This window comes from Pseudoalteromonas neustonica, from assembly GCF_001653135.1.
GTDB lineage: Bacteria > Pseudomonadota > Gammaproteobacteria > Enterobacterales > Alteromonadaceae > Pseudoalteromonas > Pseudoalteromonas neustonica.
On the sequence record NZ_BDDS01000002.1, the window covers coordinates 200904 to 215351 of the forward strand.

The 14448-nt window shown below is 40.3% G+C and carries 12 protein-coding genes; 9 read left to right on the forward strand and 3 right to left on the reverse strand.

Annotated features, from left to right (window positions below; translation table 11 throughout):
- Nucleotides 1–97 precede the first annotated feature (97 nt).
- The gene (locus tag A7967_RS04155; RefSeq protein WP_064435401.1) at nucleotides 98–1744 is read right to left on the reverse strand and encodes an electron transfer flavoprotein-ubiquinone oxidoreductase; all 1647 of its coding nucleotides are present in this window, start codon (nucleotides 1742–1744) and stop codon (nucleotides 98–100) included.
- A gap of 195 nt (nucleotides 1745–1939) precedes the next feature.
- On the opposite strand from A7967_RS04155, the gene A7967_RS04160 reads away from it, so the two are divergent.
- The 5 genes from A7967_RS04160 (at nucleotide 1940) to A7967_RS04180 (ending at nucleotide 7078) form a co-directional block, all read left to right on the forward strand.
- Nucleotides 1940–2689, forward strand: a complete 750-nt coding sequence (locus A7967_RS04160; protein ID WP_054204635.1) for an electron transfer flavoprotein subunit beta/FixA family protein — start codon at nucleotides 1940–1942, stop codon at nucleotides 2687–2689.
- Nucleotides 2690–3616, forward strand: a complete 927-nt coding sequence (locus tag A7967_RS04165; protein WP_054204634.1) for an electron transfer flavoprotein subunit alpha/FixB family protein — start codon at nucleotides 2690–2692, stop codon at nucleotides 3614–3616.
- Between the two features lie 408 nt (nucleotides 3617–4024).
- The gene (locus tag A7967_RS04170) at nucleotides 4025–5419 is read left to right on the forward strand and encodes a RimK family ATP-grasp domain-containing protein (protein WP_054204633.1); all 1395 of its coding nucleotides are present in this window, start codon (nucleotides 4025–4027) and stop codon (nucleotides 5417–5419) included.
- Complete coding sequence (locus A7967_RS04175) at nucleotides 5419–6546, forward strand: GNAT family N-acetyltransferase/peptidase C39 family protein (RefSeq protein ID WP_054204632.1); 1128 nt, start codon at nucleotides 5419–5421, stop codon at nucleotides 6544–6546. The genes A7967_RS04170 and A7967_RS04175 overlap by 1 nt, the downstream gene beginning before the upstream one ends.
- 16 nt (nucleotides 6547–6562) lie before the next feature.
- Nucleotides 6563–7078, forward strand: a complete 516-nt coding sequence (locus tag A7967_RS04180; protein WP_054204631.1) for an MgtC/SapB family protein — start codon at nucleotides 6563–6565, stop codon at nucleotides 7076–7078.
- A gap of 24 nt (nucleotides 7079–7102) precedes the next feature.
- On the opposite strand, the gene A7967_RS04185 is transcribed toward A7967_RS04180, so the two are convergent.
- Together A7967_RS04185 and A7967_RS04190 are read right to left on the reverse strand one after the other, a co-directional pair.
- Complete coding sequence (locus tag A7967_RS04185) at nucleotides 7103–7894, reverse strand: alpha/beta fold hydrolase (protein WP_054204630.1); 792 nt, start codon at nucleotides 7892–7894, stop codon at nucleotides 7103–7105.
- 55 nt (nucleotides 7895–7949) lie between these two features.
- Nucleotides 7950–8960: a GlxA family transcriptional regulator gene (locus A7967_RS04190; RefSeq protein ID WP_054204629.1), complete on the reverse strand. Its 1011-nt coding sequence runs from the start codon at nucleotides 8958–8960 to the stop codon at nucleotides 7950–7952.
- A 126-nt stretch (nucleotides 8961–9086) separates the two neighbouring features.
- Between A7967_RS04190 and A7967_RS04195 the strand changes: the two genes are divergently transcribed.
- From A7967_RS04195 to A7967_RS04210, 4 genes are all read left to right on the forward strand, one after another.
- Entirely contained in the window at nucleotides 9087–10985 is a 1899-nt protein-coding gene (locus A7967_RS04195) for a beta-ketoacyl synthase (RefSeq protein WP_054204628.1), read from the forward strand.
- Nucleotides 10986–11169: 184 nt separating this feature from the next.
- The gene (locus tag A7967_RS04200; protein WP_054204627.1) at nucleotides 11170–12975 is read left to right on the forward strand and encodes a M14 family metallopeptidase; all 1806 of its coding nucleotides are present in this window, start codon (nucleotides 11170–11172) and stop codon (nucleotides 12973–12975) included.
- 3 nt (nucleotides 12976–12978) lie between these two features.
- Nucleotides 12979–13620 carry an MBL fold metallo-hydrolase gene (locus A7967_RS04205; RefSeq protein WP_054204626.1) on the forward strand — a complete coding sequence of 214 codons (642 nt, stop codon included), beginning with the start codon at nucleotides 12979–12981 and terminating at the stop codon, nucleotides 13618–13620.
- An 88-nt stretch (nucleotides 13621–13708) separates the two neighbouring features.
- Nucleotides 13709–14167, forward strand: coding sequence for an Lrp/AsnC family transcriptional regulator (locus A7967_RS04210; RefSeq protein WP_016707271.1), 459 nt, complete (start codon nucleotides 13709–13711; stop codon nucleotides 14165–14167).
- Nucleotides 14168–14448: the final 281 nt, after the last annotated feature.

Sequence of the window (14448 nt, forward strand, 5' to 3'; positions counted from 1 at the left end):
TATTACTCTTTACTATTAGACGGTTATTATTGAGCATAGCGCAAAAAAGGGGCCGAAGCCCCCTGCAATTTAGGATTAGTTCAAAATTTAAAATAATTTACATATTGGGGTAGTTTGGCCCACCAGCACCTTCAGGGGTTACCCATGTAATATTTTGGCTTGGATCTTTAATATCGCAGGTTTTACAATGCACACAATTTTGTGAATTGATCACAAACTCATCTTTACCGTTAACCTGTTGTACTTCATAAACCCCCGCAGGACAATAGCGCTGTGCTGGTTCGTCAAATTTTACAAGGTTTACGTCAATAGGGATGGCGCTGTTTTTTAGTTGTAAATGACACGGCTGAGATTCTTCATGGTTAGTGTTTGATAAAAACACAGATGACAACTTATCAAAGCTAAGTACAGCATCAGGTTTTGGGTAGTCAATTTTATCTGCTTGGTTTTTATCAACTAATGTGCAGTGATCTGGTGTGTTATCTTTAAAAGTAAACGGTAAGCCGCCACCAAACATATTTTGATCAAGGGTGTTATAAGCTCCTCCTATAAACTTACCGAGTTTATGCATTGCAGGACCAAAGTTGCGAGATTGGTACAACTCTTTATAGGCCCAGCTTTGCTTAAAGGCTTGTGCATACTCAGTAAGATCAGAGTGCGCCTGTGCGTTACACAAGGCTTTAAAAATAACCTCAGCTGCAATCATGCCTGATTTCATTGCAGTATGATTACCTTTGATTTTTGCAAAGTTTAAGGTGCCAGCATCACAGCCAACAAGTAAACCACCAGGGAAATGCATTTTAGGTAAAGAATGCAGGCCACCCTTAGCAATTGCGCGAGCACCATAAGAAATTCGCTCACCACCTTGGAGAATATCTTTAAAAACAGGATGATGTTTCATACGTTGAAATTCATCAAACGGGCTTAAATGTGGATTTGAATAATTTAAATCAACAATCAGCCCCACTACAACTTGGTTGTTTTCACTGTGGTACATAAATGCACCGCCATTCGTATCCCCAGCGAGCGGCCAACCAGTTCCGTGAACAACGTTACCTTGCTTGTGTTTGGCAGGATCTATTTGCCAAATTTCTTTAAAGCCCAAACCATAATGTTGTGGTGATGCATCGGCATCAAGGGCAAATTGATTGATTAATTGTTTACCTAAATGGCCACGGCAGCCCTCGGCAAATACAGTGTACTTTGCACGAAGCTCCATACCCGGCATAAAACCATCTTTTTCGTTGCCGTCTTTATCAAGTCCCATATCGCCAGTAACAATACCTTTTACAGTATCGTCTTCTATTATTAATGAATGAGCGCTAAACCCTGGAAAAACCTCCACTCCTAAGTTCTCAGCTTGTTCAGCGAGCCAACGACACACATTGCCCATAGAGACAATATAGTTACCCGTGTTATGAAAACTTTTTGGGGTCGCAAAATGAGGGATGGCAGTTGCTTTATTGTCATTATTAAACCAATAAATCTCATCATTGGTTACTTTAGTTGTAACGGGAGCGTCAAGGTCTTGCCAATTAGGCAGCAACTCATCTAATGCAGTGGTCTCAAATATTGCACCAGATAAAATATGGGCACCCACTTCTGAGCCTTTTTCAACTACGCAAATCGTACACTCTTGTTGTTTTTCTTGTGCTTGTTGCGCTAATCGGATTGCGGTAGCTAAGCCAGCAGGCCCAGCGCCGACAATAACGACATCAAATTCCATGGTTTCGCGTTCGACCATATTAACCTCTTTTGTGTGACGGACCTGTGCCTTTACGATGGCAATTTCATACTTGCAAATGAAACGTTACAGGTTAGGAATAGTTTAAGGTTATTTTAGGTTGACGTTTACGTCAACAGGAAGTAGTCTGAATTCATAAAATAAATAGGTTGACGTACACGTTACCTTGTAGGTTTAAATTAAAATGGAGTTCCTATGAAAGTTCTCGTACCAATAAAAAGAGTGATTGACTACAACGTGAAAGCACGTGTCAAAGCAGATAATAGCGACGTTGATCTTACTAATGTAAAAATGGCGATGAACCCATTTTGTGAAATAGCAATTGAAGAAGCAATTCGTTTAAAAGAAGCGGGTATAGCAACCGAGGTTGTTGCAGTTACAATTGGTGCTAAAGCATCGCAAGAGCAATTACGTACAGCGCTTGCTTTAGGAGCTGATAAAGCGATTCATATTGAAACGGATGAAAAATTAGAATCTCTGCATGTGGCTAAATTATTAGCTAAAATTGTTGAGCAAGAAGCACCAGAGCTGGTTATTTTAGGTAAACAGTCTATTGATTCAGATAACAATCAAACAGGACAAATGCTTGCTGCGTTAACAGGGCGCGGGCAGGGTACTTTTGCATCTAATGTAGATGTAGCCAATGGCACAGTAAATGTAACCCGTGAGGTCGATGGTGGTTTGCAAACTGTCGCACTTAAATTACCCGCTGTAGTGACGACTGATTTACGCCTTAATGAACCTCGTTATGCTTCATTACCGAATATTATGAAAGCAAAACGTAAGCCGCTAGATGTCATTGCAGCTGATAGCTTAGGTGTAGATTTAACACCGCGTATTAGCGTTGTTGAAGTACATGAACCAGCAAAGCGAAGTGGTGGCATCATTGTTGACGACGTTGCTCAGTTAGTTGATTTATTAAAAACACAAGCGAAGGTGATTTAAATGAAAACATTAGTTATTGCGGATCATGACAATGGTGTTTTAAAGCCTGAAACGTCAAAAACGATTAATGCGGCCTTAAAGCTTGGTTTTGCTGTTGATGTACTCATCGCGGGTGAAAATTTAGCACCGATGAGTGAAGAGGTTGCCAGCATTGCGGGTGTAAACGGCGTATTAGTTGCTGATAACAGTGAATATGCTCATCAATTAGCAGAAAATATCGCTGATCTAGTGCTATCACTTGCACCGGAGTATTCACACCTTGTAGCGAGTGCAACAACAACGGGTAAAAACTTTATGCCACGTGTTGCTGCCTTATTAGATGTAGCGCAAATTTCAGAAATCATTGACGTAGTTGATGGCGACACATTTAAACGCCCAATTTATGCAGGTAATGCAATTGCGACAGTTAAATCATTAGATAGTAAAAAAGTGATTACGGTTCGTGCGAGCAGCTTTGATTTACAAGGCGAGCAAACAGCTGCCGATATTACGGCTATTGACGCGGTATTTAGCAGTCAATTGAGCTCTTTTGTTAGTGTTGAACAAACCGAATCTGAACGTCCAGAGTTAACGGCTGCGCAAGTGGTTATATCAGGTGGGCGTGGCATGCAAAACGGTGAGAACTTCTCATTACTACATGGTATTGCTGATAAGCTTGGTGCTGCTATTGGCGCATCGCGTGCTGCGGTTGACGCGGGCTTTGTACCCAATGATATGCAAGTAGGTCAAACGGGTAAAATTGTTGCGCCTAACTTATATATTGCAGTGGGTATCAGCGGCGCAATTCAGCACTTAGCAGGCATGAAAGATTCAAAAGTGATTGTTGCAATCAATAAAGATCCAGATGCACCGATTTTCCAAGTGGCAGATTACGGCCTAGTTGCTGATTTATTTGATGTGCTACCAGAGCTAGAAAGCGCGCTATAATAACTCTGATTGTTAAAAGCTGTTGTGACTATTTTCATGCTCGCACAGCTTTTTTATTTTGCTTACCTGAATTCACCTCAAAACACATTTTAAAATATCTTTTCATTGCTTTTCAGCTCAAAAACCATACATCACACTTCATTTTTTTATTGATTAATTTTACTTATCCTAACGCTAAAAATAACTCGTTGGTCAGAAAGTTAAAAAACCTTTATAAATCACTCGTAGCTTAGGCTAAAGCACCCATCCTGTTAAGTTAGCGTGTTATTTATAACCCTCACTTAGCAGTATGGGTGTTTCTATTTAAGCGTATACCTAAACCAACCCTGTGCAACGCTTTGTCTGCCTCTAGAGGTGGCTTGGGTATATACGCATTTACTTTATTTTGACTTATTTTTAGGAAAAGTCGTGTTTAAAACCTTAATCGTGGTTGATAACAACGAGCAAACCCTTGCTCACTCATTTGAAAACGTAATTACCTTCAATACCTATTTACGTGACTACCCAAAGCTTAATGAGCCAAAAACACGCATTATTAACTTGTGTGATTCGAGCCAATACTTGAGCAAAGGCTATTATTGTTCATTACTTGCAGAGGCCCGTAAACATCAAGTATTACCGAGTGTGAAAACCATCAATGCCTTACGAAGTGGCCAAGCTTTAATGCTTAATTTAGGCCAAATTGACGGTACGTTCTATTTTGGTAATGCTGTAAATGAACTGCAAAGTAAAGCGGCAAAAGCGGTATTTAAACAATACCCAGCACCGATCTTATTTGTTGATCACGCAGGGTTATTACAACAAGGTTCTTTAGCGTCACTTAATAGTGAGCTGCACCAAGAGTTTGTCGCCAAGCTAAACGAATTTACACAAACGCAGTGGCGTATTAGTGATACGCAGAAACGCTACCGTTGGGATATGGCAATTTTGGTTGATCACAACGAAAAAGTGCCGCCAAGTGATAAAGACGCCATTGCGCGCTTTATAAAAGCAGCCGCTAAGCATGGTATTCATGCACAAGCGCTAAGCTTTGAAGAGATTGATAACATTGCACAGTTTGATGCGCTATTTATTCGTCAAACGACCGCGATTGATCACCCAACTTACCGTCTTGCAAGTAAAGCGCAAAGTTTAGGGCTCGTAGTGATTGATGATGCAGATTCGATTTTGCGTTGTTGTAATAAGGTATATTTACATGATGCGTTTAACTATCAAAAAGTACCAAGTTTAAAAACCATGGTAGTGGCTGATCAAACAGACGAAACAATTACACAATTAGAAGCGACATTTACTTACCCGTTAGTACTGAAAATGCCAGAAGGGTCATTTTCGAAAGGTGTTTATAAAGTTGCTGATCAAACTGAGCTGAAAGTTAAGCTAACGGAACTTTTTGAATTTAGCGCATTAGTGCTTGCACAAGAGTATATGTACACAGAATACGATTGGCGAGTGGGCGTATTAAATGGACGCGCTATTTATGCCTGTCGCTATTTAATGGCGCGTAATCATTGGCAAATTTATAACCATGATGCAAAACGGTTTTTCTCGGGTGGGTTTGAAACACTGCCAACTTTTGAGTTACCAAAAGCAGTATTAGACGCCGCTTTAAAAGCGTGTAAAACGGTTGGTAAAGGCTTATATGGTGTAGATGTAAAAGAGCATCAAGGCCGTGCTTATGTGCTTGAAGTAAACGACAATCCAAGTATTGATCATAAAGTAGAAGATGCCTATTTAGGGGATGAACTTTATATGATCATCATGGATGAATTTAAACAGAGACTTGAAGCAAGAGGCCGCGGTTAATGACTCAATATGATGTGGCAGTTCGTGCTGCCACTGACTTAGATTTAAACGCGTTACTTGAAATAGAACAACAAAGCTTTAACCAAGATAGGTTAAGTGCACGGAGTTTAAAGCGTTGGATATCGGCTAAACACGGCATCTTACTCGTTGCACAGTGTCAGCAGCAATTACTCGGTTATGGTTTAGTGTGGTGTCATAAGGGAACGCGGCTGGCGCGGTTATATTCGCTTGCAGTTACGCCACACGCACAAGGTAAAGGCATTGCAAAGCAATTATTAAAGGCACTTGAGCAGGCAACAGCACAGCGTGGACGACTGTATATGCGCTTAGAAGTTGCAGTAAATAATACCCAAGCAATTGGCCTTTATGAAAAGCTAGGTTATCGAGTATTTGGCCAATACAGTGATTATTACGATGATCATAGTGATGCGCTACGGATGCAAAAAAACATTCGTCAAACTGACGAATTACAGTTTGCACGTTTAACGCCTTGGTATCAGCAAACGACAGAGTTTACATGTGGGCCATCTGCCTTGTTAATGGCTATGGGCAGTGTGAATCAAAAGCAAGTGCTTGATCAAGGCGCTGAGTTAGCTATTTGGCGAGAAGCAACCACTATATTTATGACCTCAGGACATGGTGGGTGTCATCCGTTAGGCTTAGCTTTAGCTGCCGATAAACGCGGTTACGATGTGGAAATAATGCTTAACACTGAGGATGCCTTATTTGTTGATGGTGTACGCAGTGAGACTAAAAAAACAGTGCTACGTGCTGTCCATCAGCAGTTTGTTGAGCAAATTTCGCAGCATGAGTTAAGTATTAACTACAGTGATGTAGATTTAAGTCATATAGAGCAGTGGGTAGAACGTGGTTTCAGTGTCTTAGTGTTGATCAGTACTTATCGTTTTGATGGTAAAAAATCACCGCATTGGGTGTGTATCACTCATCTTGATGATCACTGCTTATATGTTCATGATCCATTTTGTGAAAACGATAAACAACGCGCACTAGATTGCCAGCATGTGCCTGTATCGCGTGCTGATTTTTCGAGTATGGCCGCCTTTGGAACAAGTCGATTACGTACTGCTGTTGCAGTTAATTTATCAGCCCGAATTAAGGGTAAATAATTTATAAGGAAAGCGAGTGACATTATACGAGCTTGTTGATGTGGCGCCTTATTCATGGTCTGCTATTGGGACAGCCGCATTTTGCGGCGCAATTATAGGTGCCGAGCGTCAACTAAGAGGAAAACCTGTGGGTATTCGTACCTCTGCGTTAATTACCTTGGGTACTTACTTGTTTTTAGCGACTGCCTTTAATTTACAGGGCGATGTAATAGATCATTCACGGGTGGTTGGGCAAATAATTACTGGCATTGGGTTTTTAGGTGCTGGCGTTATGCTAGCAAAAGACGGGGCTGTTGTTGGCGTAACATCAGCAGCGACTATCTGGGTTCTGGCCTCAATAGGCGTGATGATAGCAACGCACAGTCTGGCACCTGCGATTAAGCTCTCAGTCCTGGTGGTGGGCATTTTATATGGTGTTGATGTGCTTGAAGCGCAATTTAAAAGCTTGAGTAAAGGCGTACACCGACATGTTAAAATTTATTCCAAGCGCTATTACAGGCGTAATAAAGAGGAAGAAAAAAGCCACGATTAAGTGGCTTATAAGTAATTAAAAGCGCTATTCGTTAAGTTCAAAAGCCTTACCATATTCAATGCTTTTTAAAATTGTTGTAGCAATTAATAGGGGGTCATCAATCATTGGTACATGGCCAATGTCTTTTAAAATCAGAGAGCGAGCGTCGGGGAGGCGCTCTTTAGCTATCACAGCGTTTATATTCGGTGGAAATAAGAGATCACATTCAGGCCATACCAAAGTACAAGGACAAGGCAGTGGCTTGGTAAAATTAAGCGACTGTTTTGTATTAAAAAGTGAGCTTTTAACTTCGCAGTACAGCATATCTTCTACCATGGCAGTAAATTCACATCCACTGAGCTTGTTTCCATATTTTGCAACGTCTTTTAATGCCAACATTCTTATTAAAGATGACTTCGCTAGTAAAGGTAACAGTGGTTGTGTGATTTTAGCAATAAATGCCAGGCGCTTTAATTTTTTAAGCGCAAGATGTTGTCCATGTTGTGGCGTGTTCCAAAAACCTGCTGGAGATATGGCACACACGCTTGCGGCTCGTCCTCTTTTAGCGAGCTCGATAGCGGCCCACCCACCCATAGAGTTGCCGGTGATATGGGGTTTATCGATGTTGTACTTATCTAACAATCGCTCAAAGTCATCTATTATGTCGCTAATTTCTATACTGCTAGTGGCTTTATTACCGCCTCGATGGCCAAGTGCAGTGAATGCGAAGACTTCGTTTGAAGGGCTTAATAAAGGCACAACGTGTTTCCATGTATTGCAAGATGATGTCGCGCCATGCAGTAATACGATAGTTTCCCCTGTTCCTTGATGGATCATGACTGTCCTTTATGACGGTAATACATACAATATTATAATGCATTTAATTAATAGATTAGCCAAATAATTTTCTTCTAACGACTTTTCGATACTCACTTGGTGTTTGCGAGAGTACTTTTTTAAATACGCGGGTTAAATGCCCTTGATCATTATATCCCACCTCAAGAGCCACTTCTTGAATTGATAAGTTAGAGCAAGCAAGCAACTCTTTAGCCGTTTGAACTCGCAATTGCTGCCAATACTCTATTGGACTTTGATTGGTCGCACTTCGAAAACGACGTGTAAAAGTACGGTAACTTAAACCAAATAGTTGTGCAACATCGTTTAAACTTTGCTCAGTGGACACGTTGTTTTTTAACCAAAATTGAATTTGTGCAATTAATTCATCTGGATGTCTATCAACGGCACCCTCTAAATATCTTTGCTCTTCATATGGCTTACGTATTTCATGAGAAAAATTGCGCTCAACATGTTGTGCGGCTGCTTGCCCATAATACTGGCTTATAACATGTACGATTACATCCGCGAGTGCATTTAAGCTCGCAACACAATATAAACGCTCCGACTGAGTGATAAAAAAATCAGGTTTAAGCAACACTAATGGATAATCTCGCTTAAATTGTTCAGCATAATGCCAATGTGTTGTTGCAGGGTGACCATTTAATAGTTCAGCTTCGGCGATAAGACAATTGCCCGTGCCCACTCCAATAATCGAACTGCCATTTTGCCAACTCGCCCCAAGCCATTTAACTAGCTGGTTATTTGCGCGGACTACAGGGCGGGGGTTTCGCCAAATTCCTGGCACAATTATTAAGTCACTGTGAGGCGCAGTAAGGTGCGTATCATCTGGTAAAATAGCTAACCCGCTACGATTTTTGATTGGCTGTGTATTCTCAGCAATTAAATTAATGGTTAATGGTCGAAAAGGGATTGATTGAAGATGGCTTTTTGCAAAGGCTTCGCCTGCTCTTAGCATCTCTATTGGTAAGGTTAAACTAGTGATCAATAAATGCTGGTAAACCAAAATACTGATCTGTAATGACGATTGTGTTTTGTTTGTGTCCATTTAATTGCTCCGACCAGTGATCGCTGGCCTGTTAGACTGGTTATTTGGCTATTTAAGCACAATCTGGAATGTTAAATCCATCTAAACTGTATACATACCCGATAACACGTTTTCTCAAGGCAAATTATGACAGCATTATCCGTTATTGTCGGCATGGGCGGAATTAACGCCGCAGGCCGTACTTCATTTCATCAAGGCTATCGTCGTATCGTGTTAGACAGCTTGAGTGCAAATGCTCGCCAAGAAACATTTTTAGGCTTAGCAACTTTAATGAATCTTGTTTCAATGCAAGAAGGTGAATTAAAAGATGAGTCTGGTAAGGTTGTTAGCCAAAATGATATTGAGTCGTTATTTGGCGAGCGAGTGATTGCAGGCACTTTGATCCGAAAGATTGAAAAGAATCACTTTGATGTTGATGCCACACCGTGGCAGCAAAAAATGACCTTCACAGCCAGTGATGAACAAAACATTGTATTTGAAACGCGCCGTCGCGATTTACCGCAGCCTATACCTGCTAGCTGGCTTATTGAAGATTTAGAAGATAAAAAAGTAAAAATAACGATCAGTGCAGAAGTTGCGATTAAACATGACAGCACCCGTGATAATCCAATAAAAGCAGCGGGTCAGTTACCTACCGGTTTTGATCCATCTACTATGTACAATAGTCGTTACCAACCGCGCGGGCTGCAAGCGACAATTTTTGCTGCAACCGATGCAATTAAGTCAACGGGTTTAGATTGGCAATCTATTATGAACAGTGTTGAACCCGATAAAATCGGCACATATTCAGCGTCAATTGCTGGGCAAGTTAATGATGAAGGTTTTGGTGGTTTAATTCGTTCTCGCCAGCAGGGCGAGAGAGTAAGCACTAAGCAGCTTGCACTTGGTTTAAATACTATGTCTACGGACTTTATTAATGCTTATGTAACTGGAAATGTAGGCACTACATTTACTACATCAGGTGCATGCGCTACATTTTTGTACAATTTACGTGCGGCAGTAAATGATATTCAAGCGGGGCGTACTCGTGTTGCAGTCGTTGCCAGCGTTGAGTGTGCAATTACACCTGAGATGATCGAAGGCTTTGGTAATATGGGGGCGCTCGCTAACGAAGAGGGCTTAAAACGTTTAGATGGAACTGATACGGTGGATCATCGTCGTACAAGTCGGCCTTTTGGCGAAAACTGTGGTTTTACAATTGGTGAAGGCGCGCAAGTTGTTATTTTGATGGATGATGCACTTGCATTAGAGCTTGGCGCTCAGATCATGGGATCTGTTGCCGATGTATTTGTTAATGCGGATGGTGTTAAAAAATCAATTACAGCCCCAGGTCCAGGTAATTACATTACGATGGCTAAATCGGTTGCATTGGCTGCTAATATTTTAGGTATTGACGCTGTTCAACAGCGAAGCTTTATTTTAGCGCATGGCTCAAGTACACCTCAAAACCGCGTAACAGAGTCACTTATTTATCACCGAGTGGCACAAACATTTGCAATAGATAATTGGAAAGTGTCAGCGCCTAAAGCGTTTGTTGGTCATACATTAGCCCCCGCGAGTGGCGATCAGTTAGCAATGGCGCTAGGTGTATTTACACACAATATTATGCCGGGTATTACCACGATAGATAAAGTAGCTGATGACGTCCATAGCCAACACTTAGATATCCGTACAGCGCATTATCAATGTGATGATATGGATATTGCCTTTATTAACTCAAAAGGTTTTGGCGGAAATAATGCAACTGCCACGGTACTTTCACCTAAAGTAACAATAAATATGCTTGCTAAGCGCCATGGCAGTGCAGTTATGAATAAATACGCACAAAGTAATAAAGCAGTTAAAGCAGCTCAAGCTGATTACCAGCAACAAGCTGATTTAGGTCAGTATGCGCTTATTTATCGCTTTGGAGATGGCATGATTGAAGAAAATGACATTGTCATTTCTGATACGCAAATGAATATTCCAGGCTTTGAAAAAGCCATTAAATTTAGTAAGACGAATCCTTATCAAGATATGTTTTAAGCACATAACTCTTGAATGGCAAGGCGCTTTTATAGCGCCTTTTTTATTGTTTAAAATAGGAGCGTGTTAAAAGCTGTAATTGTCATTGGCTGTATTTTTTTGTTGAACTACCGCAGTTTACGCGACCTGCTCTGTATCCTTGTTATAATTTCAAGCACTTAAAAGGCTAAAGTTAGAGAGACCTATGATTGCCAGTTTATTATTATTAAGTGCCAGTATTACATTAGATAGCCATTTGCCACCGTTATTACCATGGCAAGGGCAAAGTTTGGCACTACTGCAACAAAAAGGTCCTTTAACAACCGACTTTGAGCTGAGCGAAGGTTTAGAATCACCAAATTATCAGTTAACGATGGAATTTGTAGATCGTCTTGTCGCAGCTAATCCAACTCAGTTTAAAGTGCAAACCATTGCTCACAGTGCAAGTGGCCGCGCTATCAAAATGATCATAGCAAGTGAAACCGGCGAGTTTTCTGCCTCGCAATTATCGCATACCAATAAACCGACCATCTTTATTCAAGCTGGTATTCATGCGGGTGAAATTGACGGTAAAGACGCAACATTTATGTTATTACGCGATATAGCGACTGGTAAACGTCGTGATATTTTAAGCCAAGTGAATATACTCTTTATTCCGATTTTAAATGTGGATGGCCACGAGCGCAGTAGCCAGTTTAATCGTATTAATCAACGTGGGCCTGTAAAAATGGGCTTTAGAACCAATGCAAACAACCTTAATTTAAATCGAGATTATACAAAACTAGATACCCCGGAAGTAAGAGGGGTTATGAATATGATTAATCAATTTTCTCCTGACTTATACATTGACGTTCATGTCACTGATGGGGCAGATTACCAGTACGATGTAACCTACGGTTACAATCCTGTTTTTGCAAGTGAGTCCCCGAGCGTTTCAGATGCACTTAACCAATACTTCAAGCCTGTAATTGATACTAAATTACAAGAGTCGGGTCATATACCTGGCCCACTTGTATTTGTAATGGATAAACGCGAGTTTAAAAAAGGGTTAGCAGGATGGGTAGCAACACCACGCTATTCAAATGGGTGGGGAGATTTAAGATCGTTACCGACGATACTTGTTGAAAATCATTCGCTGAAACCTTACAAACAACGCGTACTTGGTACATATGTGTTTTTAGATGGTGCAATATCTGCGTTAGCACAGCATCATCAGCAATTAGCAGCTGCTGTACAAAAAGAGCACGAATTTGTTCCTAGTCAGCTTATAGTGCAACGCGGGTATGCAAAAAAAGCCAATTCGATTGAATTCAAAGGCATAAAATACGCTCGCAGCAAAAGTACCCTCAGTGGTCAAATGGAAGTTAAATATTTAGGTGAAAAGCAAGCATACACAGATTTACCTATCTATTGGCAAAAAGAAGTTACTAAGACAATTACAGTGCCTGCTGCATTTTATATACCTGCGGCATACCCAAATATAATTGAAAAATTGAAATTGCAGGGTGTTTTAGTTGAAAAAATAACGACAGCTTCACAAGGTGTAGATGACTTAAAGGTTGCAGTAGTCACTGAACATGAATTTGATAAAGCACCATTTGAAGGACGCTTTAGAGTCAATGCGAAGTTTGACATTCAAACAGCTGCTCCCCAAAACTTAACGGGTTGGTTTAAAGTTGTTACAGCGCAACCCCTAGGTGAATTAGTTGCACATTTGCTTCACCCAGCAGCACCAGACTCATTTTTCGCATGGGGGGAGTTTAATACGATTTTTCAACGTACTGAATACATGGAAAATTACGCATTAGCCCCCTATGCACGCCAAATGTTAAAAGACAAACCTGCGTTGGCACTTGAATTCGATAAAAAAATTAGGGAAGATTCAAATTTTGCAAACAATGCTCAAGCTCGATTGAATTGGTTATATGAAAAAACCCCATTTTATGATCAAGCATATTTGAAATACCCAATCTTAATGGCATTTAATGCTCAACCAGAAGTAAAGAATTAAGTCATGGAAATTATTACGTTACCAGTAACAGCGTTTGCACAAAATTGCCGTATTGTTATTTGCAAAAAAACACGTAAAGCAACGGTTGTAGACCCTGGTGGAGATGCAGATAAAATCATTACTGAGCTTGCTAAATATGATTTAACTCCAGATTGTATTTTGTTAACCCATGGTCATCTTGATCATGTTGGCGCAGCAAAAATACTGGCCGATCATTTTAGTATTGATATTGTAGGGCCGCACAAGGATGAGTTATTTTGGTTTGACGCATTACCAATGCAAGCTCAGATGTTTAGCTTTAAACCGATAACGCCATTTACGCCAACACATTGGTTATCAGGTGGTGATATATTTTCTGTCGGTGAGCTGCGTTTTGAAATACGCCACTGCCCAGGCCATACTCCTGGACATATAGTGTTTTACGAACCGACGCATGGCGTTGTATTTGTGGGGGATGTTATTTTTAAAGGCTCAGTAGGGCGCACTGACTTTCCTAAAGGGGATGCGCAGCAACTACTCGAGTCGATTAAAAAACATATTTTAACCTTGCCAGAAGAAACACGTATTTTATCTGGGCATGGACCGGACACTAAAGTAGTGACGGAGCGCATATCAAATCCATTTATAAGCGGTAAATTTGGTTAATAACGCATAAAAAATGCATAAAAATACAAGACGGATTAAATAAAGCAATGTATAATTTAACCAATTAGTAATATAAAAAAGAATTATTATGTCTTTAAATCATGTTGATCGCCAAATTTTGGCACTATTACAGCAAGATGCCAGTCTTTCTACAGCTGACATTGCTGATAAAGTAGGTTTGTCTCAATCGCCTTGTTGGCGCCGTATTGCTAAACTTGAGCAAGATGGTTATATCAAAGGAAAAGTTGCCTTACTCGACGAGAAAAAACTTGGCTTTGACATGCTAGTTTACGCTCATGTACGCTTATCAAATCATGGCCGTACAAATTTAGCTGAATTTGAAAGATTAATTTTGAGCTATGATGAAGTAACTGAGTGTTACAGTATGGCAGGTACAATGGACTTTATGTTGCGCATTATTTCAAAAGGAATTGAAGGGTATGAGCAGTTTGTACGTGATAATTTATTAAATCTAGAATTTGTTCAAGAAGTTCACTCTAATGTGACTATGACATGCGTTAAACGCAGCACGTCACTGCCTCTTTAATACCATGTTTAACAGGTTAAATAGATTATCATTACTCTTTTTTAACCTGTTTCTACAATTTATACTACTATACTAAAGCAGCGTAACGATTCAAACTTTAGCTGTATCATCGTTGTTTATTATCTTTAAATTACTTTGCATTAATGCTATTCCCTTTTAAAAAAGGAACAATGTGCAGTGTAAGCCTCTATTAAACCCATAACAGAAACGCGCACCGGATGTTGTTTGGGTATACATTGTTAACCTGTACTTAATTTGTTAGAATTCAGCGCTTTTTTTGA